At 70.4% G+C, this 21,653-nt stretch carries 21 protein-coding genes; 14 read left to right on the top strand and 7 right to left on the bottom strand.

Annotated features, from left to right (window positions below):
* Positions 1-6: 6 nt before the first annotated feature.
* The 3 genes from QZH52_RS02685 to QZH52_RS02675 form a co-directional block, all read right to left on the bottom strand.
* Entirely contained in the window at positions 7-1,647 is a 1,641-nt protein-coding gene (locus QZH52_RS02685; RefSeq protein WP_301804585.1) for an FAD-dependent oxidoreductase, read from the bottom strand.
* A gap of 70 nt (positions 1,648-1,717) precedes the next feature.
* A complete protein-coding gene (locus tag QZH52_RS02680; protein WP_301803421.1) occupies positions 1,718-2,839 on the bottom strand; it encodes an alpha/beta hydrolase family protein in 1,122 nt (373 codons plus the stop codon).
* A complete protein-coding gene (locus QZH52_RS02675) occupies positions 2,832-3,386 on the bottom strand; it encodes a VOC family protein (RefSeq protein ID WP_301803419.1) in 555 nt (184 codons plus the stop codon). Before QZH52_RS02675 ends, QZH52_RS02680 begins: the two co-directional genes overlap by 8 nt.
* A gap of 159 nt (positions 3,387-3,545) precedes the next feature.
* Between QZH52_RS02675 and QZH52_RS02670 the strand changes: the two genes are divergently transcribed.
* The 7 genes from QZH52_RS02670 (at position 3,546) to QZH52_RS02640 (ending at position 10,938) form a co-directional block, all read left to right on the top strand.
* Positions 3,546-4,457: a LysR family transcriptional regulator gene (locus QZH52_RS02670; RefSeq protein WP_301803417.1), complete on the top strand. Its 912-nt coding sequence runs from the start codon at positions 3,546-3,548 to the stop codon at positions 4,455-4,457.
* A 58-nt stretch (positions 4,458-4,515) separates the two neighbouring features.
* Positions 4,516-5,712, top strand: coding sequence for a phosphoglycerate kinase (locus QZH52_RS02665; protein WP_301803414.1), 1,197 nt, complete (start codon positions 4,516-4,518; stop codon positions 5,710-5,712).
* Positions 5,713-5,830: 118 nt separating this feature from the next.
* Complete coding sequence (gene pyk / locus QZH52_RS02660; protein ID WP_301803411.1) at positions 5,831-7,279, top strand: pyruvate kinase; 1,449 nt, start codon at positions 5,831-5,833, stop codon at positions 7,277-7,279.
* Between the two features lie 106 nt (positions 7,280-7,385).
* A complete protein-coding gene (gene fba, locus QZH52_RS02655; RefSeq protein WP_286371721.1) occupies positions 7,386-8,450 on the top strand; it encodes a class II fructose-bisphosphate aldolase in 1,065 nt (354 codons plus the stop codon).
* Between the two features lie 106 nt (positions 8,451-8,556).
* A complete protein-coding gene (locus QZH52_RS02650) occupies positions 8,557-9,462 on the top strand; it encodes a phosphoribosylaminoimidazolesuccinocarboxamide synthase (protein ID WP_301803402.1) in 906 nt (301 codons plus the stop codon).
* A 119-nt stretch (positions 9,463-9,581) separates the two neighbouring features.
* On the top strand, positions 9,582-10,250 hold the full coding sequence (locus QZH52_RS02645) for a helix-turn-helix transcriptional regulator (protein WP_301803399.1): 669 nt from the start codon (positions 9,582-9,584) through the stop codon (positions 10,248-10,250).
* Positions 10,251-10,290: 40 nt separating this feature from the next.
* On the top strand, positions 10,291-10,938 hold the full coding sequence (locus QZH52_RS02640) for a Crp/Fnr family transcriptional regulator (protein ID WP_286533481.1): 648 nt from the start codon (positions 10,291-10,293) through the stop codon (positions 10,936-10,938).
* A gap of 12 nt (positions 10,939-10,950) precedes the next feature.
* On the opposite strand, the gene QZH52_RS02635 is transcribed toward QZH52_RS02640, so the two are convergent.
* Both QZH52_RS02635 and QZH52_RS02630 read right to left on the bottom strand, forming a co-directional pair.
* The gene (locus QZH52_RS02635) at positions 10,951-11,400 is read right to left on the bottom strand and encodes an META domain-containing protein (RefSeq protein ID WP_301803391.1); all 450 of its coding nucleotides are present in this window, start codon (positions 11,398-11,400) and stop codon (positions 10,951-10,953) included.
* 149 nt (positions 11,401-11,549) lie between these two features.
* Positions 11,550-12,473: a tetratricopeptide repeat protein gene (locus tag QZH52_RS02630; protein WP_301803388.1), complete on the bottom strand. Its 924-nt coding sequence runs from the start codon at positions 12,471-12,473 to the stop codon at positions 11,550-11,552.
* 36 nt (positions 12,474-12,509) lie between these two features.
* Here QZH52_RS02630 and purE point away from each other — a divergent pair, with 36 nt between their 5' ends.
* From purE to QZH52_RS02615, 3 genes are read left to right on the top strand one after another with little or no spacing between them, the layout of a single operon-like run.
* Complete coding sequence (gene purE, locus QZH52_RS02625) at positions 12,510-13,052, top strand: 5-(carboxyamino)imidazole ribonucleotide mutase (RefSeq protein WP_301803386.1); 543 nt, start codon at positions 12,510-12,512, stop codon at positions 13,050-13,052.
* A 55-nt stretch (positions 13,053-13,107) separates the two neighbouring features.
* Positions 13,108-14,274, top strand: coding sequence for a 5-(carboxyamino)imidazole ribonucleotide synthase (locus QZH52_RS02620; protein ID WP_301803384.1), 1,167 nt, complete (start codon positions 13,108-13,110; stop codon positions 14,272-14,274).
* A 14-nt stretch (positions 14,275-14,288) separates the two neighbouring features.
* Positions 14,289-15,290 (top strand): L-threonylcarbamoyladenylate synthase, encoded by a 1,002-nt coding sequence (locus QZH52_RS02615; RefSeq protein ID WP_301804582.1) that lies wholly within the window; start codon positions 14,289-14,291, stop codon positions 15,288-15,290.
* A gap of 57 nt (positions 15,291-15,347) precedes the next feature.
* Here QZH52_RS02615 and QZH52_RS02610 read toward each other — a convergent pair whose 3' ends face one another.
* Complete coding sequence (locus QZH52_RS02610) at positions 15,348-16,895, bottom strand: alpha/beta hydrolase family protein (protein ID WP_301803382.1); 1,548 nt, start codon at positions 16,893-16,895, stop codon at positions 15,348-15,350.
* Positions 16,896-16,990: 95 nt separating this feature from the next.
* Positions 16,991-18,430, bottom strand: a complete 1,440-nt coding sequence (gene dacB / locus QZH52_RS02605; RefSeq protein WP_301803379.1) for a D-alanyl-D-alanine carboxypeptidase/D-alanyl-D-alanine endopeptidase — start codon at positions 18,428-18,430, stop codon at positions 16,991-16,993.
* A gap of 78 nt (positions 18,431-18,508) precedes the next feature.
* On the opposite strand from dacB, the gene QZH52_RS02600 reads away from it, so the two are divergent.
* From QZH52_RS02600 to QZH52_RS02585, 4 genes are read left to right on the top strand one after another with little or no spacing between them, the layout of a single operon-like run.
* On the top strand, positions 18,509-19,525 hold the full coding sequence (locus QZH52_RS02600; protein ID WP_301803375.1) for a DMT family transporter: 1,017 nt from the start codon (positions 18,509-18,511) through the stop codon (positions 19,523-19,525).
* Positions 19,518-20,195, top strand: coding sequence for a tRNA (adenosine(37)-N6)-threonylcarbamoyltransferase complex dimerization subunit type 1 TsaB (gene tsaB, locus QZH52_RS02595; RefSeq protein WP_301803374.1), 678 nt, complete (start codon positions 19,518-19,520; stop codon positions 20,193-20,195). The genes QZH52_RS02600 and tsaB overlap by 8 nt, the downstream gene beginning before the upstream one ends.
* Before the next feature lie 13 nt (positions 20,196-20,208).
* Complete coding sequence (gene rimI, locus QZH52_RS02590) at positions 20,209-20,790, top strand: ribosomal protein S18-alanine N-acetyltransferase (protein ID WP_301803372.1); 582 nt, start codon at positions 20,209-20,211, stop codon at positions 20,788-20,790.
* Positions 20,787-21,545, top strand: a complete 759-nt coding sequence (locus QZH52_RS02585; RefSeq protein WP_301803370.1) for a uracil-DNA glycosylase family protein — start codon at positions 20,787-20,789, stop codon at positions 21,543-21,545. The genes rimI and QZH52_RS02585 overlap by 4 nt, the downstream gene beginning before the upstream one ends.
* Positions 21,546-21,653: the final 108 nt, after the last annotated feature.

The raw sequence follows: 21,653 nt of genomic DNA, 5'->3' as shown, positions 1-21,653 counted from the left end.
AGACCTTCAACGGTGCGCCAGCGCGGCGTGGACAGCGGACGAGATCGACGCCGGCGTGGGGTTGTCCAGCAGCGTGGCGCGATAGGCGTCGGGACGCACCAGGCACAGGCTGCCGGGCGTCGCGTTGCCGAGGTGGCGCGCCAGTGCCTCGTCGGGCTGCAACGTGGCCAGGTCGCTGTCGCCGCCCACCGCGACCAGCCGCAGCGGCAGCGAGGCCGCGACATCGGCCGCGGCTTCCGCCTGCGCGCGCGTCGGCGCGAACCACAGGCCCAGGCAGCGGGTGCCGTCGGCCAGCAGTTCCATCAGCGTGGTCGGCGTGCCGTCGAGGTGGCGCAGCGGCAGGTTCTGCACGCTGCGTCCGCCCTCGGGCAAGTGAGGTGCCGCAGGGTAGTCGTTGGCGACCGACATGCGGCCCGTGTTCACCAGTGCGCGGGCGAAGGCATGGCGCGAGGCGAGCGCGACCACGGCCCGGCGGAGCGTGTGCTCGGCCGGCGTCCGCGGTGCGAGGAAGCGTGCCGAACGGCTGGTGACGCGGAGGTTCTCGACCGCGGCCGGTCGGCGTTCGGCGTCGTAGGTGTCGAGCAGCGCATCGCCAGCGAGGCCCTGCGCGACCAGCGCCAGCTTCCATCCGAGGTTGGCCGCATCCTGGATGCCGCTGTTGCCGCCGCGGGCGCCGAAGGGGCTCACGACGTGGGCCGAATCGCCGATGAACAGGATGCGCCCGTGCCGGAAGTTGTCGAGCAGATGATCGCGGTAGCCGTACGGGCCGATCCAGACGAACTCGAATTCGACGCCGGGGCCGAGCTGCTCGCGCAAGCGCGCGCCGGCCACTTCGGGCTGGCTGATATGGGCCGTGTCGCAGTCCTCGGGCATCTGGTAGTCGATGCGCCAGACGCCGTCGCCCATCAGGTGCTGCCACACGGCGCGGCCCTCGTTGAAGGGCGCATCGACCCAGGTCCAGCGCTCGGTCGGCAGCGGCTTCTTGAAGCGCACATCGCTGATGCACCAGCGGTCGGTGCTGCGCGACGGGTGCGCGTCGATGCCGAGCTGGGTGCGGATCGGGCTGTTGGCGCCGGTGGCGTCGATCAGGTGGTCGGCTTCGATCGTGTAGCGGCCGGCGGGCGTTTCGACCTCGATGCGCACGCCGTCGGCGAGCGGCGTCACGTCGACCACGTGGTTCTTCCAGCGCAGGTCGGTCAGGCCGAGTTCGAGGGTGCGCTCGACCAGGAACCACTCGACGTAGAACTGCTGCAGGTTGATGAAAGGCGGCTGCGCCGAGACGCTGTCGGTCTTCAGGTTGAAGTTGTAGACCTCCTGCTGGTCCGAGAAGGTGCGGCCGAAGGACCAGGTGATGCCCTTCTGCGCGACGCGCTCGTAGATGCCCAGCCGGGCGAAGATTTCCAGGCTCTTCTGCGCATAGCAGATGCCGCGCGACGAGGCGCCGCGCACGCCGACCGTGTCGTCCTCGTCGAGCAGCACGGCGCGCACGCCGCGGCGGGCGAGATCGCAGGCCAGCGTGAGTCCCGCCGGGCCGGCGCCGACGATCACGATCGGGTGGCGCACGACGCTGTCGCTGCCGAGTTCGGGCGGCGCCACGAAGGGCCAGCTCGGCAGTTCGTAGGCGGGGGCGAACTTGTAGCTTTCCATGGCGGTGTTCATGAGGAAACCTCCGTGCTGCGCACTGCGGTGCGAGCGCCTTCGGGCGGCCGGGCGGCGCTCACAGCGCGTGCGCCCATTCGGCGATCGCATCGGCGGCTTCCTGCACCAGCTGCGGCTGGCCCGCCAGGTAGTGGTTGCCGCCGACGATGTCGACGTTGCGGATGCGCGCACCGCCGGCGGCCAGCCAGGCATCGCGGGTGCTCGGGAAGGTCGACTGGTCGCCGGTGTAGGTCAGCAGCAGCGTGGGCACCGTGGTGCGCGCCAGGTTCGACGGGCCGTCGGCCTGCGAGCGCGACGACCACTGCGAGAGAAACGCGGTCAGCGAGGTGGTGCGCCCCATCGCGTTGGCCGAATAGTTGACCTGCCGCGCATCGCCCCAGACGCTGCCCGGCGCGCGGTCGTTGGCGTCGATCGACAGGTCGACGCAGCGCGGATCGGCATGGGTGCGGTAGACGATGAAGGCCTGGTCGCGCGGCGCGCCCGCGGTGCTGCGCAGCTGGCGAAGCCGTTCGAGCGCCCAGCGCTCGATGCGCTCGAGCCGCGCCTGCTGGGCGGCACTGAAGCGGGCCAGGAATTCGTTGCTGTACGGCACCGCGTGGCGGCGGTCGTACATGTCGAGTTCCGGATCGACCGACAGCGGGTCGTGTTCGTCGGTCACCGAGGGATCGATCCAGTCGCGCATCAGCTTCGAGCGGCCCTGGTGCGCCGCACAGAGGGCGAGGCCGTCCACCGGCGGCAGATCGTCCGGGTGCAGGTGGGTGGGGTCGCCGTCGGCGAAGTGGTGGGCCGTGAGCTGCTCGGCCTGCGCCTGGTAGAAGCTGGCCAGCGCGGCGCCGCCCGAGTTGCCGATCAAGACGACCTTCTCGTAGCCGGCCGCGCGCAGGAACTGCACGCCGGCGCCGAGGTCCTGGATCGCGCGCTCCATCAGCAGCACCGTGTCGTTGCCCATGTAGCGCGAGTTCAGTCCCATGCAGCAGACGCCGCGCGCGGCCAGTGGGCCGATCAGATAGTGGCCCATGAAGTTGCTCGTGGGATGCATCACGATCGCGGCGACCTTCTTCGGGCCGGCCGGCGCCTGGTAGGCGCCATAGATGCGCGGGCGCAGCATCTGCAGGCCGGACTGGCTTTCGAGCGAGGCGCCGGGCTTGACGTCGATGACGGCGAGTTGCAGCTCAGGCATGCGCAGCCTTTCCGGCGGCGGCCGCGCGCAGCCCGGCCTTGCGCTGCGTCCAGGCGTCGAGGTCGGCGCGCGCGTGCAGCGCGTGGGCGTCCATCTCGGCCTGCGGCACGGTCGGCGTCGTCAGCTCGACGCGGATGCCGTTCGGATCGAAGAAATAGATCGATTCGATGATGTGGTGGTCGGTCGGGCCCAGCACCTCGATGCCGGCGGCTTCGAGGCGGGCCTTGGCGGCACGCAGTTCAACCTGCGAATCGACCCGCAGCGCAATGTGGTTGACCCAGGCCGGCGTGTTCGGCGAAGGCAGCGCCGCGATGTCGTCGCCGAGGTCGAAGAAGGCGATGTACGAGCCATCGCGCATCTGGAAGAAGATGTGGACGTAGGGGCAGTACTCGCCGGTGCTCGGCACGTGGTCGCTCTTGATGACGTGCACCAGCGGAAGGCCCAGCAGGTCCTCGTAGAAGCGGCGGGTCTCCTCGCTGTCGCGGCAGCGCCAGGCGAAGTGGTGCAGGCCGCGTACGGGCACGGGGGGGGGTGGAGGGTGGGGCATGGTGCGTCTCTCTTTAGTCAGTTGAGGACAGAGCAAAAACTGCTGCGCAGTTTGTTGGTCTGTCCCGCAAGGTCTCAGGCTTGCAGGGTCGGAGCGATTGGGCCGCCATTCTTCTTATGATTCAATCGAAATAAATTCATCGATTGATGAAGCGAGACCATGAATCTGACCCTGCGCCAACTGCGCGCCTTCGCCGCCGTGGCCGAGACCGGCAGCTTCACCGCTGCCGCCGCCACCCTGCACCTGACCCAGTCGGCGCTCAGCGTGCTGGTGCGCGAGCTCGAACGCGAAATGGGGGTGCAGCTGTTCGACCGCCACACCCGGCGCGTGCTGCTGTCCGAGGCCGGGCGCGAATTCCAGCCCTCGGTCCAGCGCCTGCTGGCCGACCTGGCGGGCGCGGTGGCCGGCGTCACCGACCTGCGCGACAAGAAGAAGGGCGTGCTGCGGCTGGCGGCGCCGCAGCTCATGGCTTGCACGCTGATGCCGCGCGTGATCGCGGCCTACCGCGAGCGGCATCCCGACGTCGACGTCCGGCTGGCCGACACGCTGCCCGAGCACCTGCTCGACGGCCTGCTGTCGGGCGAGGTCGAGCTGGCGGTCGGCCAGGATGTGGCGGTGGACGCCGCGCTGGTCGAGCGCCGGACGCTGTTTCGCGACCGGCACTGGCTGATCTGCCCGCCGGGCCATGCCTTCGCGCGCCGCCGCCAGGTCCGCTGGAGCGAACTCGGCCCCTACGTCTTCATCGCGCCGACGCGCGACTTCCGCCAGCGCGTGCTGCCCGAGCTCGCCGCCGATGCGCGCGAGCTCATGCTGCGCGCCACGACCCAGGAGGTGTCGTACATGACGACCGCGCTCGGCATGGTCGCTTCGGGGCTCGGGCTCACGGTGTGCCCCACCTATTCGGCCTCGCTGGTGCGGGCCCACGGGCTGCAGATGGTGCGGCTCGACCAGCCCGACTTCCACCGCGAGGTCTGCGTCTACGGGGCGGCGAAACGCTCGCTGTCGCCGGCGGCCGCCAGCTTCGTCGAATTGCTCCAGCAGGTCGCGCGCGAGCCGGGGCTGGCGGGCTGAAACCTACAATGGGCGCTGCCCGTCGTGGCCCCCTCCATCCGCTTTCAGATTGCCACCCATGAACGTCCTTCGATTCACCGATCTCTGTGCGCAAGGCAAAGTCGCCGGCCAGCGCGTCTTCATCCGAGCCGATCTCAACGTGCCGCAGGACGACACCGGCCGCATCACCGAGGACACCCGCATCCGCGCCTCGGTGCCCTGCATCCGCGCGGCGCTCGACGCCGGCGCTGCCGTGATGGTGACCTCGCACCTGGGCCGGCCCACCGAAGGCCAGTTCAAACCCGAGGATTCGCTGGCGCCGGTCGCCGCCCGCCTGGGCGAACTGCTCGGCCGCGAGGTGCCGCTGGTGTCGGACTGGGTCGACGGCGTGCAGGTCGCGCCGGGCCAGGTCGTGCTGCTCGAGAACTGCCGCCTGAACAAGGGCGAGAAGAAGAACGACGAGGCGCTGGCGCGCAAGCTGGCCGCGCTGACCGACATCTACGTCAACGATGCCTTCGGCACCGCGCACCGGGCCGAGGCCACCACCTACGGCATCGCCCAGTTCGCCAAGGTTGCCTCGGCCGGCCCGCTGCTGGCGGCCGAGATCGATGCCATCACCAAGGCGCTGGCGCAGCCCCAGCGGCCGCTGGTGGCGATCGTCGCCGGCTCCAAGGTCAGCACCAAGCTGACCATCCTCAAGAGCCTGGCCGAGAAGGTCGACCAGCTGATCGTCGGCGGTGGCATCGCCAACACCTTCATGCTGGCCGCCGGGTTGAAGATCGGCAAGTCGCTGGCCGAGCCCGACCTGATCGACCAGGCCAAGGCCGTGATCGATGCCATGCGCGCGCGCGGCGCGGCGGTGCCGATCCCGGTCGACGTGGTGACGGCCAAGGCCTTCGCGGCCGACGCCGCGGCGACCATCAAGGACGCCACCGACGTCGCCGACGACGACCTGATCCTCGACATCGGCCCGAAGACCGCCGAACTGCTGGCCGCCCAGCTGCGCGAGGCCGGCACGATCGTCTGGAACGGTCCGGTGGGCGTGTTCGAGTTCGATGCTTTCGCCAACGGCACCCAGACCATCGCCCACGCCATCGCCGACAGCAAGGCGTTCTCGATCGCCGGCGGCGGCGACACGCTGGCGGCCATTGCCAAGTACGGCATCGAGGACAAGATCGGCTACATCTCGACCGGCGGCGGCGCCTTCCTGGAAATCCTCGAAGGCAAGACGCTGCCGGCCTTCGAGATCCTTGCCAAGCGCGCAGCGGGTGGATAAACCTCTTCCGGTGCTCCTATAAAGTGTATACAGTACGGCATACAAACACTTTGCGGGACAGGCCAAGAAGCTGCGCAGCAGTTCTTGCTCTGTCCTCAACCGAATAAAGGAGACAACGATGAGCACGCCCCGCCTGCCCCGCCACGCCACCAAGATCGTCGCGACCCTCGGCCCCGCGTCGAACACGCTCGAGCTGCTCGAGCAGATGATCCACTACAAGGTCAGCGTGGTGCGGCTCAACTTCAGCCACGGCACGGCGCAAGACCACATCAACCGCGCCGCGATGGTGCGGGAAGCGGCCCGGCGCAGCGGCCGCGAGGTGGCGATCATGGCCGACCTGCAGGGCCCGAAGATCCGGGTCGGCAAATTCGCCGAGGGCAAGGTCTGGCTCGAGCCCGGCGCCAAGTTCATTCTCGATGCCTCGCGCACCGAGCCGGGCGACGTCGACGCCGTCGGCCTCGACTACAAGGACCTGCCGCGCGACGTCAAGTCGGGCGACAGCCTGCTGCTGAACGACGGCCTGATCGTGCTGACGGTCGACGCGGTCAAGGGGGATGCGGTCCACACCACGGTGCGCCTGGGCGGCGAGCTGTCCAACAACAAGGGCATCAACAAGCAGGGCGGCGGGCTCACCGCGCCGGCGCTGACCGCCAAGGACATGGAGGACATCAAGACAGCGATGAGCTTCCAGGCCGACTACGTGGCGGTGAGCTTTCCCAAGAACGCGACCGACATGGAGATGGCGCGCCAGCTGTGCAACGTGGCGGCGGCCGAGTTCGGCCACAAGCCCGGCATGATCGCCAAGATCGAGCGCGCCGAGGCGATCCCCAAGCTCGAGGAGATCCTGCGCGCCAGCGACGGCATCATGGTGGCGCGCGGCGACCTGGCCGTCGAGGTCGGCAACGCGGCCGTGCCGGCGCTGCAGAAGAAGATGATCCGCATGGCGCGCGAGATGGACCGGGTGGTCATCACCGCGACCCAGATGATGGAGTCGATGATCACCAACCCGGTGCCGACGCGGGCCGAGGTCAGCGACGTCGCCAACGCGGTGCTCGACGGCACCGACGCCGTGATGCTCTCGGCCGAGACCGCCTCGGGTCGCTACCCGCTCGAGACCGTGCAGGAGATGAGCAAGATCTGCGAGGCCGCCGAGGCCGCCGAGGACCTGCAGCTCGACGCCGACTTCAGCGGCAAGAACTACGCCCGCATCGACCAGTCTATCGCGATGGGGGCGCTGTTCACGGCGCACCACCTGGGCGCCAAGGCAATCGTGGCGCTGACCGAGTCGGGCTCCACGCCGCTCTGGATGAGCCGCCACCGGGCGCACATCCCGATGTACGCCCTGACCTCGCGGCTCTCGACCCAGCGCAAGATGGCGCTGTACCGCAACGTGCGGCCGTTGCTGATGGATTCGGAGAGCGATCGGGACACGGCGCTGGAGCAGGCCGAGGCGCATCTGAAAAAGCGCGGCATCGTGCAGACCGGCGATGTCTACGCGATCACCTGCGGCGAGCCGATGGGCGCGCCCGGCGGCACCAACATGCTGAAGATCTGCCGGGTCGGCTAGCGCGTCCCCGCGGTTGCACGGGCCATCGGAGCCGTCCTACAAGGGCCCTCGGTAGAATCCCGGGAGTTCTTTTGTCTTCATCCCTAGATTCCCGCGAGGTATTTCCATGGCACTCGTCTCGATGCGCGAACTGCTCGACCATGCCGCCGCCAACGGCTACGGCATTCCGGCTTTCAACGTCAACAACCTCGAACAGGTGCAGGCCGTGATGGAGGCCGCCAAGGAAGTCGGCGCCCCCGTCATCCTGCAAGCCAGCGCCGGCGCCCGCAAGTACGCGGGCGAAGCCTTCATCAAGCACCTGATCCAGGCGGCCATCGAGGCCTACCCCACGGTCCCGCTGGTGATGCACCAGGACCACGGCCAGAGCCCCGACGTCTGCCGCGGCGCCATCGACCTCGGCTTCAGCTCGGTCATGATGGACGGCTCGCTCGAAGCCGACGGCAAGACCATCGCCAGCTACGACTACAACGTCGACGTCACCCGCAAGGTGGCCGACATGGCGCACAAGGTCGGCGTCACGGTCGAAGGCGAACTCGGCTGCCTGGGCTCGCTGGAGACCATGAAGGGCGACAAGGAAGACGGCCACGGCACCGACGACACCATGACCCGCGAGCAGTTGCTGACCGACCCCGAGCAGGCCGCCGACTTCGTCAAGCGCACCCAGATCGATGCCCTGGCGATCGCGATCGGCACCAGCCACGGCGCCTACAAGTTCACCCGCGAGCCTACCGGCGACATCCTGGCGATCGACCGCATCAAGGAAATCCACCGCCGCATCCCGAACACCCACCTGGTGATGCACGGCTCGTCGAGCGTGCCGCAGGAGCTGCTGGCGATCATCCGCCAGTACGGCGGCAACATGAAGGAAACCTACGGCGTTCCGGTCAAGGAAATCCAGGAGGCCATCAAGCACGGCGTGCGCAAGATCAACATCGACACCGACATCCGCCTGGCGATGACCGGCGCGGTGCGCAAGTTCCTGGCCGAGAACCCCGAGAAGTTCGACGCCCGCGAATGGCTCAAGCCGGCGCGCGAAGCCGCCCGCCTGATCTGCAAGCAGCGCTACCTCGAGTTCGGCTGCGAAGGCCAGGGCCCGAAGATCAAGGGCGACACCCTGCAGGTGGTCGCCGCCAAGTACGCCAAGGGCGAGCTCGCGCAACAAGTCGTCTGACCCTTCGCTTGCGCCTGAAAGCCACCTTCGCGGTGGCTTTTTTCTGCGCCGGCCGCAGCGCGCGCACAATCTCCGGCGTCACCCGCCCTGCTTCATCCATTTCGCCATGACCACCGTCCATACCTCCTCCATCAAAAGCCTTCCGCTGCTGGCGCGCGGCAAGGTGCGCGACAACTATGCGGTCGGCAGCGACCGCATCCTGATGGTCGCGAGCGACCGCCTGTCGGCCTTCGACGTGATCATGGGCGAGCCCATCCCTGGCAAGGGCGTGATCCTGACGCAGATGGCGCTGTGGTGGTTCGACCGGCTCGGCCACCTGTGCCCGAACCATCTGACCGGCGACGCGCCCGAAAGCGTCGTGACGCCCGAGGAGGTCGCGCAGGTCGAAGGCCGCTCGATGCTGGTCAAGCGCCTGACGCCGATCCCGGTCGAGGCCGTGGTGCGCGGCTACCTGGCCGGCAGCGGCTGGAAGGAATACCAGGAGAACCGCGCCGTCTGCGGCGTCCCGCTGCCCGAGGGGCTGACCAACGCCAGCAAGCTGCCGCGGCCGATCTTCACGCCGGCCGCCAAGGCGGCGGCCGGCGCGCACGACGAGAACATCAGCTACGACAAGGTGGTCGAGGTGGTCGGCCCGAAGCTGGCCCAGCAGATCCGCGAGACCAGCATCGCGATCTACGAGGCCGCGGCCGCGATCGCGCTGACCAAGGGCATGATCATCGCCGACACCAAGTTCGAGTTCGGCCTCGACGAGGCCGGCACGCTGGTGCTGATGGACGAGGTGCTGACGCCCGACAGCTCGCGCTACTGGCCAGTCGAAGGCTACGAGGCCGCGCTGGCCGCTGGCACCAACCCGCCGAGCTACGACAAGCAGTTCGTGCGCGACTGGCTCGAGGCCACGAAGATCAACGGCAAGCCCTGGGACAAGACGCCGCCGGCGCCGCGGCTGCCGGCCGAGGTGATCGAGAAGACGGCGGCGAAGTACTGCGAAGCCCTGCAGCGGCTCACCGGCTGACTGCTGCCTGATCGGGGCCGCGAAATGTAAATAGATCACAAAATCCGCGGCAATACTCACCGCACGCCAGCCTCGCAGTCTTCCAAACTCTTTTCATCCCCCCAGATGAGGAGAGCACCATGGAAACCGCAGCAGATTTCGAGATCAACTACCTGGAGCGCTTTGGCCGCGACGTCACCGCCGCGCCGCCGGACGCGCTGCAGCCCGGCATGCTGGCCCGGGTCCTCGACGAAATCGACCATGGCCTGCTGCTTCTGGACCTGACCGGCCGCATCCTGCATGCCAATTTCCCGGCCCGGCGCGAACTGGCCGCGGCGCGCGCGCTGCGCAACGGAGAGGGCATGCTCTGCGCCGGCAACGTCGCTTCCCAGGCGAAGATCCGCCAGGCCCTCAAGGATGCCGAGCGCGACTGCCGCAGCATCGTCGAGCTCGAAGACGGCGAGGATTCGCTGTCGGTGGCCTTCATTCCGCTGGCCGCGGTGCACGGCAGCGGCACCGTCGACACGGTGCTCGTGATGTGCAGCCGCCGTCCCGGCTGCGAGACGCTGACGATGCAGATGTTCGCCCGCGCCCGGCACCTGACCCGGGCCGAGCAGAACGTGCTGGCCCGGCTCTGCGCCGGACATGGCGCCGAGGAAATCGCCTGCCTCGAAGGCATCCGGATGTCCACGGTGCGCACCCACATCAAGAATGTCCGGCAGAAGACCGGCAGCAGCAGCATCCGCGAGGTGGTGCACCGCGTCTCGCGGATGCCGCAGATCGTGTCGGCGCTGAGATTCGGCGAGTGACGGCCGGCGGGGGCGGCCCCGCTGACCTTATATTCGACGGATGCCCGCTGCCTCCGGTGTCGAAAACGTCCCACTCCCGCCCGCCCTGCTGCAACTCGCCCAACGCGGCATCCAGCGCCGCTACCGAACGCGGGCGCGGCTGATCGAGGAGGGCGAGCAGGGCGGCTCGATCTACATCGTGCTGTCGGGGCGGCTGCGGGCCTTTCTTTCGGACGCGCGCGGCCGCGAGATCACGCTGGGCCTGCACGGGGCGGGCGAATATGTCGGCGAGATGTCGCTCGACGGCGGCCCGCGTTCCGCCAGCGTGGAAGCGGTCGAGCCGACCGTCTGCGCGGTCGTCACCCGTGAAACCATGTTGCAGCACATTGCCGACCATCCCGATTTCGCGCTGGCGCTGATCGTGCGGCTGATCCGCCGCGCCCGGCTGGCCACCGAGAGCGCGCGCAGCATGGCGTTGCTCGACGTCTACGCGCGCCTGAAGCGCCTGCTTGAGGAACGCGCGTCGGCGCCGGCGGCGGACGGCAGCCGGCCGATCGCCGAGCGGCTGACGCACCAGGCGATCGCCAGCGAGATCGGCTGTTCGCGGGAAATGGTGAGCCGGCTGCTCAAGGACCTCGAGCAGGGGGGCTACGTGGCGGTCGCGCAGCGCCAGCTGACGCTGCTGCGGGAGTTGCCGGCGCGCTGGTAGCCGGGGGGGATCTCAGCGCGCCGCGCTCAGCGTCGCCACGGTGCGCCCGCTCGCATCGAGCAAGGCCAGCCGGGTCGGGCTCTGCAGCCGGTAGCTGGCGGTGGCCTGCAGGGCGGCAAAGAATTGTTGCTCCTTGGTGCCGAGCGCCGGGTCGGCGCAGGCCATCCGGGTCGAGGCCAGCTGGCTCAGCTTGAGCGCGCTGCCGCTGCGCTCGAAGGTGCCCGACAGCTGGTTGCAGCCGCCCGAGCCGCTCACGCGTCCGTTGCTGCGGTTGAACACCACCTGCGGATCGCGCCGCGGATCGCTGCCGGCGGCCACCGGCTCGCCGCCGAGCTGGTCGAGGCGCCAGACCGGGCCTTCGATCGGTTCGTCGAGCGGGATGGCGCTGCCGCAGCCGGCCGTCAGCATCGCTGCCAGCAGGGCGGCCGTGAAAAGGGGGATGGCGGCAGGGCGGGAGCGCATGGGCTGTGTGTCCTTGTGCAACATATTCGCTGCATGGTATTCGACACGGCCTGCGCACTCAATCGCAGCGCGTTCGGGGGCGCTCCATCCAATCAGTCGAGGACAGAGCAAAAACTGCTGCGCAGTTTCTTGATCTGTCCCGCGAGGTCTCAGCTGAGCACCACGCTGCTCAGTCGACGCCGGTAGCTGGCCACGGTCGGGTCGTCCGGCGGAATCTGGCCGTCGGCGACCTTGACCTTCGGCGGTTCGATGATGTCGAGCACCGCGATGTAGGTCTTGCGCGCCAGGTCCTCGTTCCAGCTCTTGTCGCGCATCAGGATGTCGAGCAGCTCGTCCATGGCGTCGGTCCAGCGCCGAGCGGCCATCAGCAGGCGGGCGCGGTCGAAACGGGCGTCGAAGTCGCGCTTGTTGGCGGTGATGCGGCCGTCCAGGTCGGCCAGCGCGGGTGCTGCCCCCGTGGCCGGGGCCGCGAAGTCGATCGCGTCCATCCAGCGCTGCAGCGAATCGAAGCGGCGCACCAGCGAGGTCTTGGCGATCACCGGGGCGAACGCGACCTTGGCGTCGTCGGTGCGGCCTTCCTGCAGCAGCAGCTTGACGTAGTCGAAGCGGACGTCGTCGTTGGCCGGGTCGGTGGCGACCGCGTGCTGCAGCTTCTCGAGCGCGCCCTGGGTGTCGCCCTCGGCCAGCGCCTGCTGGGCCGAGACTTCTTCGTCGAGCGGCGGCGCGTCCTCGTCGCCCGGCGGCACGTGTTTGTCGAGGAAGGTGCGGATCTGGTCGGCCGGGATCGCGCCGACGAAGCCGTCGACCGGCTGGCCGTCCTTGAACATGACGCAGAACGGGATGCTGCGCACGCCGAACATCTGGCTCAGCTGCTCGGAGATCTGCGGCACCTTGTCGGCATCGAGCTTGGCCAGCGTGAAACGGCCGGCGTACTCGACTTCGAGCTTTTCGAGCACCGGCCCGAGCTGTTTGCAGGGCCCGCACCATTCGGCCCAGATGTCGAGCAGGACCGGCGTGGTCATCGAGCCGTCGATCAGCTCGGACTGGAAATTTTCGAGGGTGATGTCGATCATCGCGGGAAGGTGGGGGTGAAACGTAAAATTGGAACCATGAAGCAAGCAATTCAGGTCGGCGTGGTGATGGGCTCGAACTCCGACTGGGAGACGATGCGCAACGCGGTCGAGATTCTCCAGCAATTCGGCATCGCCCACGAAGCCCGGGTGGTCTCGGCCCACCGGATGCCCGACGAATTGTTCGCCTACGCCGAAAGCGCCGCGCCGCGCGGGCTGGCGGCGATCATCGCCGGCGCCGGAGGGGCCGCCCACCTGCCGGGCATGCTGGCGGCCAAGACCACGGTGCCGGTGCTCGGCGTGCCGGTCGCCAGCCGGCACCTGCAGGGCGTCGATTCGCTCTACAGCATCGTCCAGATGCCCAAGGGCGTGCCGGTGGCGACCTTCGCGATCGGCAATGCCGGGGCGGCCAACGCGGCGCTGTTCGCGGTCGCCATGCTGGCGGTCGGGGATCCGGCGCTGCGGGCGCAACTCGACGCCTTCCGGCTGCGGCAGACCGAGGCCGCGCAGGCCATGACCTTGCCGCCGGGCGATGCCGAGCCGGTGTCGCCGTTCTCGCCGCAGGGCGGGGGGGCATTGTGAGCCGCCGGGCCGCTCCCAAGGCGAACACCGCAGCGCGCAGCGCGGAGGTGTCGAAATGAGCGTCGTGTTGCCGGGCGCCACGCTCGGGGTGCTCGGGGGCGGCCAGCTGGGGCGGATGTTCGTGCACGCGGCCCAGACCATGGGCTATTTCACCGCGGTGCTCGACCCCGACGCCGACAGCCCGGCCGGGCGGGTGAGCCACCACCACATCCACACCGACTACACCGACGTCGACGGCCTGGCGCGGCTGGCCGGCCTGGCCGACGCCGTGACGACCGAGTTCGAGAACGTGCCGGCGCCCTCGCTCGCGCACCTGGCGACGGCCCGGCCGGTGTCGCCGGGCGCCGACGCGGTGGCGATCGCCCAGGACCGGATCCGCGAAAAAAGCCACTTCGTGCGCTGCGGCGTCGAATGCGCGCCTTACGCCGTGATCGAGACCGACGAGCAGCTGGCGGCCGTGGCGGACGAACTGCTGCCCGGCATCCTCAAGACCGCGCGGCTCGGCTACGACGGCAAGGGCCAGCGCCGGGTGGCGACCCGGGCCGAGCTGCAGGCCGCCTGGCACGACGCCGGCGACGTGCCTTGCGTGCTCGAGCAGCTGCTGCCCCTCGACTTCGAATGCTCGGTGATCGTCGCTCGAGGCGAGGACGGGCAGATGGTGAATTTCCCGGTGCAGCGCAACCTGCACCGCGACGGCATCCTGGCCGTCACCGAGGTCCATCCCCACAACATGCCCGAGTCGACCGCCCGCCGCGCCGTGGCCGCGGCCCGCTCGATCGCCGACGGGCTGGCGTACGTCGGGGTGCTGTGCGTCGAGTTCTTCGTGCTCGGCGACGGCCGGCTGGTGGTCAACGAGATGGCGCCGCGCCCCCACAACAGCGGCCACTGGACGGTGGACGCCAGCGATGTCTCGCAGTTCGAACTGCAGGTGCGCACGCTGGCCGGCCTGCCGCTCAATCCGCCGCGCCAGCACAGCGTGGCGATCATGCTGAACCTGCTGGGTGACCTGTGGTTCGTCGACGGCGAGACGCCGCAGGAGCCGCGCTGGGCCGACGTGCTGGCCCTGCCCGGCACCCACCTGCACCTCTACGGCAAGACCGAGGCGCGCCGCGGCCGCAAGATGGGCCACCTCAACATCACCGGCGACGGAATCGAGACGGTCCGCAGCACCGCCGACTTCGCGGCGGCCTTGCTGGGGCTGGCGATCCCGTTGTCCGAATGAGCGGGGGCGCCGGGATGATCCGCGATGGCCGCCTGCCCGAGGCGATTGCCGAGGCGGCGCAGGTCCTGCGCGCCGGCGGCCTGGTCGCCTTTCCGACCGAAACCGTCTACGGACTGGGCGCCGACGCCGGCAGCGATGCCGCGGTCGCGGGCATTTTCGCGGCCAAGGGCCGGCCCAGCGACCACCCGCTGATCGTCCACGTGGCGGCGGGCGCCCGGGGCACCGAGGCGCTGGCGCATTTCGCCCGGCCCCTGCCGGCCTTCGCCCAGAAGCTGGTGCGCGCCTTCTGGCCCGGCCCGCTGACGCTGATCGTCGAACGCCAGCCTGGCGTCGGCGCCGCGGCAGCCGGCGGCCAGGACACCATCGGCCTGCGTTGCCCGGCGCATCCGGTGGCGCAGGCCCTGCTGGCCGCCTGTGCCGAACAGGGCGTGCTGGGCGTCGCCGGGCCGAGCGCCAATCGTTTCGGCCGCGTCAGTCCGACCACCGCGCTGCACGTGCAGCAGGAGTTCGGCGACACGCTGCTGGTGGTCGACGGCGGACCGTGCGAGGTCGGCATCGAATCGACCATCGTCGACTGCAGCCGCGGCGCGCCGGTGCTGCTGCGTCCCGGCGCGATCACGCGCACGCAGATCGAGGCCGCCGGCGGCGAGCCGCTGCGCGACAAGGACTCGCTCGGGGCGCCCGACCCGCGTGCCTCCGGAACCCTCGAAGCGCACTACGCGCCGAGCGCCAAGGTGCGCTTGATGGACGCCAAGGCGTTGCAGGCCGGTCTCGACGTTCTGGGGGCGAACGCCGCCAACATGGCGGTCTGGTCGCGGACCGTGTTGAACAGCCGCTCGCAGCGCCTGCTGCAGCGGCGCATGCCCGACGACGCAAGCGCCGCCGCGCAGCAGCTTTTCGCGGTGCTGCGCGCCTTCGACGCCGAGGGCGTCAAGCTGATCTGGGTCGAGACCCCGCCGCCCGGCCCCGAGTGGGAAGGCGTGCGGGACAGGTTGACGCGGGCAGCGGCTTCCTGAGACCTTGCGGGACAGACCAAGAAACCGCGCAGCGGTTCTTGTTCTGTCCTCAACTGATCAGAGTCCCGCTGCCAGCACCCCCACAAAGAACCCCCGCGCCGCCGCCACGCAGAACGGCGGCACCAGCGTCCCGTGATAAGCCTGCACCACCGCCTGCTGCTGGTCCGCAGTCGTGCCGCCGGCGCTGGTCGCGGTGCCGATCTTGGCCTGCGCGAAGCCGGCCCGCGCCGCCGAGAAGGCGTCGGTGGCGTTGATGTCCTCGAGGTCGACTACGGTCAGCGCCGTTGCCGGCATGCCGCTGGCGCGGAAGTAGCCGGCCGTGGCCCGCGTGCTCAGGAAGTTCACGGTCGGGTCGTTGGCGCCGCCGCACATCAGCACCGGGCGCGTCGGCAGCCAGTTGCGCAGGTCGTTCGCCAGCGCCGCCCTGCGGAAGCCGAGCAGTGGCCGGCAGCCCAGCGGCGCCGCATTGTTGAGCGAGGCCGGCGTCGCCGGCAGCGCATTGCCCGGGCAGGGGTTGACTTGGATGTCGGTGGCGGCCTGCGTCAGGTAAGTCTGGCGAACCAGGTTGTTGGGCGCATAGAACACGGCCAGCGAGGGATCGACCGGGCCCGGCACCGCGTTCGGCGCAAAAAGCGCCAGCGGCGGCAGCTTGCCGGTGGTGTAGAGCGTGTTGCTCGGCACGAGGCTCGGCAGCAGGGTGTCGATGCCGGCGGCGTACTGGGCTTCGTAGATGTCGGCGGTGTTGTTGTAGACGTAGCCGAACTGCTTCTGCCAGCTGGTCGACAGCAGCGGCGTGAACAGCGTGCTGCCCAGCGCCGGCCAGCCGCTGAAGGTGTAGTCGGTCAGCAGGCTGATGGCGGACGGCGCAGACAGCGGCGCCGACGCCGCCACCTTCGCGCCGATGGCCTGCAGCTCGCGGTGCGCCGCCAGGGCGACGTAGCCGCCCTGCGAATAGCCCGTCACGAACAGCGCGCCGGCGTCGCTGGCGTCGATGAAGGGAAAGGTCTTGCGCGCCGCGGTCAGCGCATCGACCATGTCCTTGCCCTGCTGGTTGCCGTTGAGGTAGGGGTGGTAGGTGAGGGTCGACTTGTCGTAGCCGGCGTAGTTCGGCGCCACCACGATGAAGCCCTGGGCCGCGAACATCGCCGCCACGATCACCCCTTCGGCCGCCGCTGGCTGGCTGGTGTCGGTCCAGCGGGCGATGTTGTAGCTGCGTTCCACGGCGGTGCCGTGCGCGTACAGCACCACCGGGCGGGGACCGTTGCAGGCCGGGTCGGTTCCGGCCGGCACCATGATCGCGGCGGTCGCATTGGTGGCCTCGCCCTGGCCGCCGATGGTGCGGTATTCGAGGTAGCGCAAATCGACGCCGCACTTCGGCGTGCCGGCGATGGTCTGCAGCGAACGGCCCTGCGCAGTGACCTGCAGCAACGCCGTGAACTGGTCGGTCGTGAGCCGCTGCACCCGCTCCGGCGGCTGGGTCACGACCGAGCCGCGCCCGGTGTCCGCCGGCACGTTGACGGCGAAGCCGTCGTTGCCGCCGCCTCCACAGCCAGCGAGGATCATCAGGGCGACGCCCGAGAGGGCGAGGGCTGGGAGTCTGTTCATGGGATGCGTCTCCTGCGGGGTTTCGACCGGCAACCGATTCTGGTCACCGCCCGCCCCATGCGCAAGCGGCCGCCGCCTACACGGCGAGCGCGGGGTCAGTCCTGGGCGGCCCAGTCGACCAGGGCGTCGAAGGCCGGACGCGCCGCGACCGCATTGGCGTGGTTGGCGATCGCGACCACCACCCAGCGCCGGCCGCTGGTCCCATGCACGTAGCCGGCCACGCCGGCGGCATCGCGCAAGGTGCCGGTCTTCAGGTGCGCGGCGCCGCCCGAACGCAGCGCCCGCTTGCGCAGGGTGCCGTCGACGCCGGAGGCCGGCAGCGAGGACGCCAGCTCCGGCATCAGCGGCGAGCGCCAGGCCACCTGCAGCATCCTGCCCAGCGCGGCGGCGCTGATGCGCTCGTCGCGCGACAGACCCGAGCCGTTGTCGATCACCGGCTGGCCCTCGCCGGTGCCGATGCGCTCGTTCCACCACTGGCGCAGCGTGGCGCGCGAGGCGTCGAGCGTGCCGCGCTTCTTCTGCTGCAGCCCGAGCGTCAGGAAGAGCTGCTGCGCCATCACGTTGTTGCTGTACTTGTTGATGTCCCGGATCACTTCGGCCAGCGGCGGCGATGCCGCCTCGAACGCCGGCCGCAACCCGGCGGGGACCCGGCCGTCGCGCACCTGGCCCTGGAGCCGGCCGCCGATCTCGGCCCAGAGGCCGCCGACCGCGCGCTCGGCGTAGCTGCGCGGATCGGCATAGGCCACGGCCCAGGTCTTTTCGCCGCAGGCGGCCGGAAAGCTGCCGGCGAATCCGAGCCGCGCCGGATCGGCGAAGTCGCTGCCCAGGGCGCTGCGCCAGTCGCCGCATTCGCCGGTCGCCAGCGGCACCGCGGCCTGCATCGCGACGCCGGCCAGCGGGGGTTCGTAGCTCACCCGCGCGGTCTGCGCGCCGCGGTCGGGCACGAAGGTCATGACCACCGACTTGAAGTTGACCAGCAGGGCGTCCGGGGCGGCGTTGTAGGGGCGCTGGCCCTCGCCGTCGAAGGCATTCGGATCGCTGTCGGCCACCTCGAAGGCGCTGCGATCGAGCACGATGTCGCCCTGCACGGCCTGGATGCCGAGCCCCTTCACCCGGCGCAGCAGCAGCCACAGCCGTTCGATCACCAGCTTCGGGTCGCCCTGGCCCTGGATGTAGAGATTGCCCTCGAGCACGCCATTGCGCACCGGGCCGTCGACGTACACCGGCGTCTGCCAGGTGAAGGCCGGGCCCAGCAGGTCGAGCGCCGCATAGGTGGTGACCAGCTTCATGATCGACGCCGGGTTGACCGGCACCTGGGAGCGCCAGGCGAGCCGCGGCGGCTGTACGCCCTCGGCATCCACCACCAGCATCGTGACCGCGTCGCGCGGCACCTTGGCGCGGGCCAGCGCCGCCTCGACCTCGTTCGGCAGACCCTGGGCCAGGACCGGCGCCGCGGCGGCGGCGAGTGCAAGGACGAAAGCCAGGGGGCGGGCAAGGCGCGAGCGGCGGTGCTCGGACGGCGGGGCGACGGTCATGCCGGGATTATCCCGGGCCGGCGCCGGCTCTCGCGGCCGGCGGCTGCAGGCCGGCCGCCCACCCTGGATAATCCCCCGATGCCCGCAGCCCCCCGTTTCTCAGCCCGCACCATCGGCATCGGCGCGGCCGTCGTCACGGTGGGGGTCTGGACCGCGTTCATCGTCATCGCGCGCGCTTCCGCCGGGCGCTCGCTGACGCCCTTCGACCTCGCCTTCGCCCGCATCTGCGGCGCCAGCCTGGTGCTGCTGCCCTGGGGCGCCTGGCTGGTCATGCGCGCCCGCGCCGAAGGCTCGGCCCGCGACTCCTTCTTCGGCCTCTCGCCGCTGCCGCTGCGACTGACCGCGCTGGCCGGCGTCTGCGGCGGCCTGGCCTACGCGCTCCTGGCCTATACCGGGTTCTTCTTCGCGCCGGCCAGCCACGCCTCGGTGCTGATGCCCGGCAGCCTTCCTCTGTGGACCACGCTGCTGGCGGCCCTGATCCTGCGCGACCGCATCACGCCGCTGCGCGCGCTCGGGCTGGCGCTGATCGTCCTCGGCGACCTGTTCGTCGGCGGCGCCAGCCTGCTGCACGCGCTCGAAGGCGGCCAGATCTGGAAGGGCGACCTGCTCTTCATGAGCGCGGCCTTCAGCTGGGCCTGCTACAGCATCGTCGTCCGGCGCCACGGGCTCGAGGCGGTGCGCGCCACCATCGCCATCACCGTGTTCGCCTTCGCGGCCTTCGTGCCGGCCTATGCGCTGCTGACCGCGGCCGGCCTCGTCCGCAGCCACCTGGCCAGCGCGCCGGTCGGCGAGATCCTGTTCCAGATGGCTTTCCAGGGCCTCGGTTCGGTGGTGATCTCGGGCATCGCCTTCACGCGGATGATCCAGTACTTCGGGCCGGTGCGCTCCACCATGATCACGGCGCTGGTGCCGGGGCTGTCCGCGTTCGGCGCCGTGATCTTCCTCGGCGAACCGCTGAGCTGGAGCCTGTTCGCGGGCCTCATGCTGGTGACCGCCGGCATCCTGTTCGGCGTCCAGCGCAGCCGGGCGCCGGGTGTGCGGCCGATTCCCGCGGGGGCCGTGGCGGCCGCGGCCGGAGGGCGTGCCGATGGCTAGGCTGCTCGCCTTCGACACCAGCACCGAGGCGCTGTCGATCGCGGTGCGCCACGGCGACCTGCTGCTGGAGCACAGCGGGACCGGCGGTGCGCAGTCGTCGGCCAGCCTGATTCCCCTGATCCAGCAGCTGCTCGGGGCCGCCGGGCTGAGCTTGCGCGAACTCGACGCCATCGCCTTCGGCCGCGGGCCGGGCTCGTTCACCGGCCTGCGCACGGCCTGCTCGGTGGCGCAGGGGCTCGGCTACGGCGCCGGCGTCCGGCTGCTGCCGATCGACACCCTGCACGCCGTGGCCGAGGAGGCCCACGACCGCTTCGGCGCCACCCGCGTGGTCGCGGTGCTCGATGCGCGCATGGACCAGGTCTATGCGGCCAGCTACGACTTCGGGGTCGAGTGGGTCGCCAGCGAGGCCGAACTGATGGCACCCGAAGGCGTCGTGGTGCCGGAGGGCTGGGCGCTCGCCGGCAATGCCTTCGCCGCCTATGGTGAGCGCCTGCCGCGCGCGGTGGCGCGCCACGAGGTGCTGCCCACCGCGGCCGCGATGCTGCGGCTGGCGCCGGCGCTGCTGGCCGCCGGCCGGACGGTGGCGCCGGCCGAGGCCTGGCCGCTGTACGTGCGCGACAAGGTGGCGCAGACGACCGAAGAGCGCGCGGCGCTGAAGGGGGCTGCATGAGCGAGGTTGCCGGATGAGCGCCGTCTTGTCGTCGCCGCGCGAGGCGCGCCTCGAGCCGATCACGCTCGAACGGGTGCCGGCCGTCTGCGCGATCGAACGCAGCGCCTTCACCCATCCCTGGACACCGGCCAACTTCACCGATTCGCTGGCCGCCGGCTACCACTGCCAGTGCCTGGTGGCGCCGCCGGCCGAGAGCGATCCCGCCGAGGCCCCGCGGGGCGCTCGCGCCCTCTGGCACCGGGTGGTGGCGCGCGAGCCCGGCGAGACGCTGATCGGCTATTTCGTCGCCATGAAGGGCGTCGACGAAGTGCATCTGCTCAACATCACCGTCGCGCCGGCCTTCCAGGGCCAGGGCTGGGCGCCGCTGATGCTGGAGGCCCTGGCCGGCTGGTCGCGCGGCCAGAACGCGCAGTGGCTGTGGCTCGAGGTGCGGGCCAGCAACCTGCGCGCGCTGGCGGTCTACGAGCGCAACGGCTTCCGGCGCGTGGGCATGCGCAAGGGCTACTACCCGGCGCAAGGCAGCGCCCGCGAGGATGCGGTCGTGATGAGCCTGCGCCTGCACGAATCAACGAGCGCCTGGGGCGGACTGAAATGACTTCCGAAGCTTTGACACTCGATGCGCGCCAGCGCGCCATGCTCGACGAAATGGGCATCAAGCTCTTCTGGTGGCGCCAGCCGGAAGCGGTCGAAGCGCCGGTGCCGGAAGCCCCCGCGGCCCGGACGGCGCCCGCGATCGAGGCCGAGGCACCGGCGCTCCCCGCCGCGGCGCCCGCGCGAGCGGCACCGGCCGTCGCCGCACCGGCGCCCGTCGTCCAGCGCGCACCCGCGGCGGCGGGGCACGGAGCCGCCGTGCTGGCCGAGGCGCCACGTCGCCTCGCCGGCGATCCGGCCGCGGCCCAGGGAGGCTGGCTGATCGTGGCCGACATGCCGCCGGCGCTGGATGGCCGTCATGGCGATCCGTTCGACGGCGATGCCGGCCGGCTGCTCCACAACATGCTGAACGCGCTGCAACTGCATGGCGGCGCGCTGCCGGTGCACCTGATGCGCACCCACCGCGGCGTCGCCTCGGGCCAGCCCGGCAGCCCGCGGCCGATCGACGAAGCGCTGGCGGAGGGCGCCGCGGCGCTGGCGCCGAGCGTGGTGCTCGCCATGGGGCCGCTGGCGGCCCAGAGCCTGATGCAGACCAGCGAGCCGCTCGGCAAGCTGCGCGGCCGCGTGGTGCCAATGGACCTGCCGGGCCTGCCGGCGCTGCCGGTGGTCGCGAGCTACCACCCCGCCTACCTGCTGCGCAACCCGGCCGACAAGGCCCGCGCCTGGGCCGACCTGTGCCTGGCTGCGGAACAGGTGTAGACAGAATGGCTTGAGCCGTTGAGGCGGCCCGTCTCCGGGACTACCGTGGGTTGCGCACCGTGGGTGCGCCGAGCCACAACGCTGCACCCCGAAGGGCGGACAGCGTGT

Source organism: Variovorax ginsengisoli, from assembly GCF_030486595.1.
GTDB lineage: Bacteria > Pseudomonadota > Gammaproteobacteria > Burkholderiales > Burkholderiaceae_C > Variovorax > Variovorax ginsengisoli_B.
Note: the sequence above shows the minus strand (reverse complement) of the source record. Positions and strands in the feature narration are given on the sequence as shown.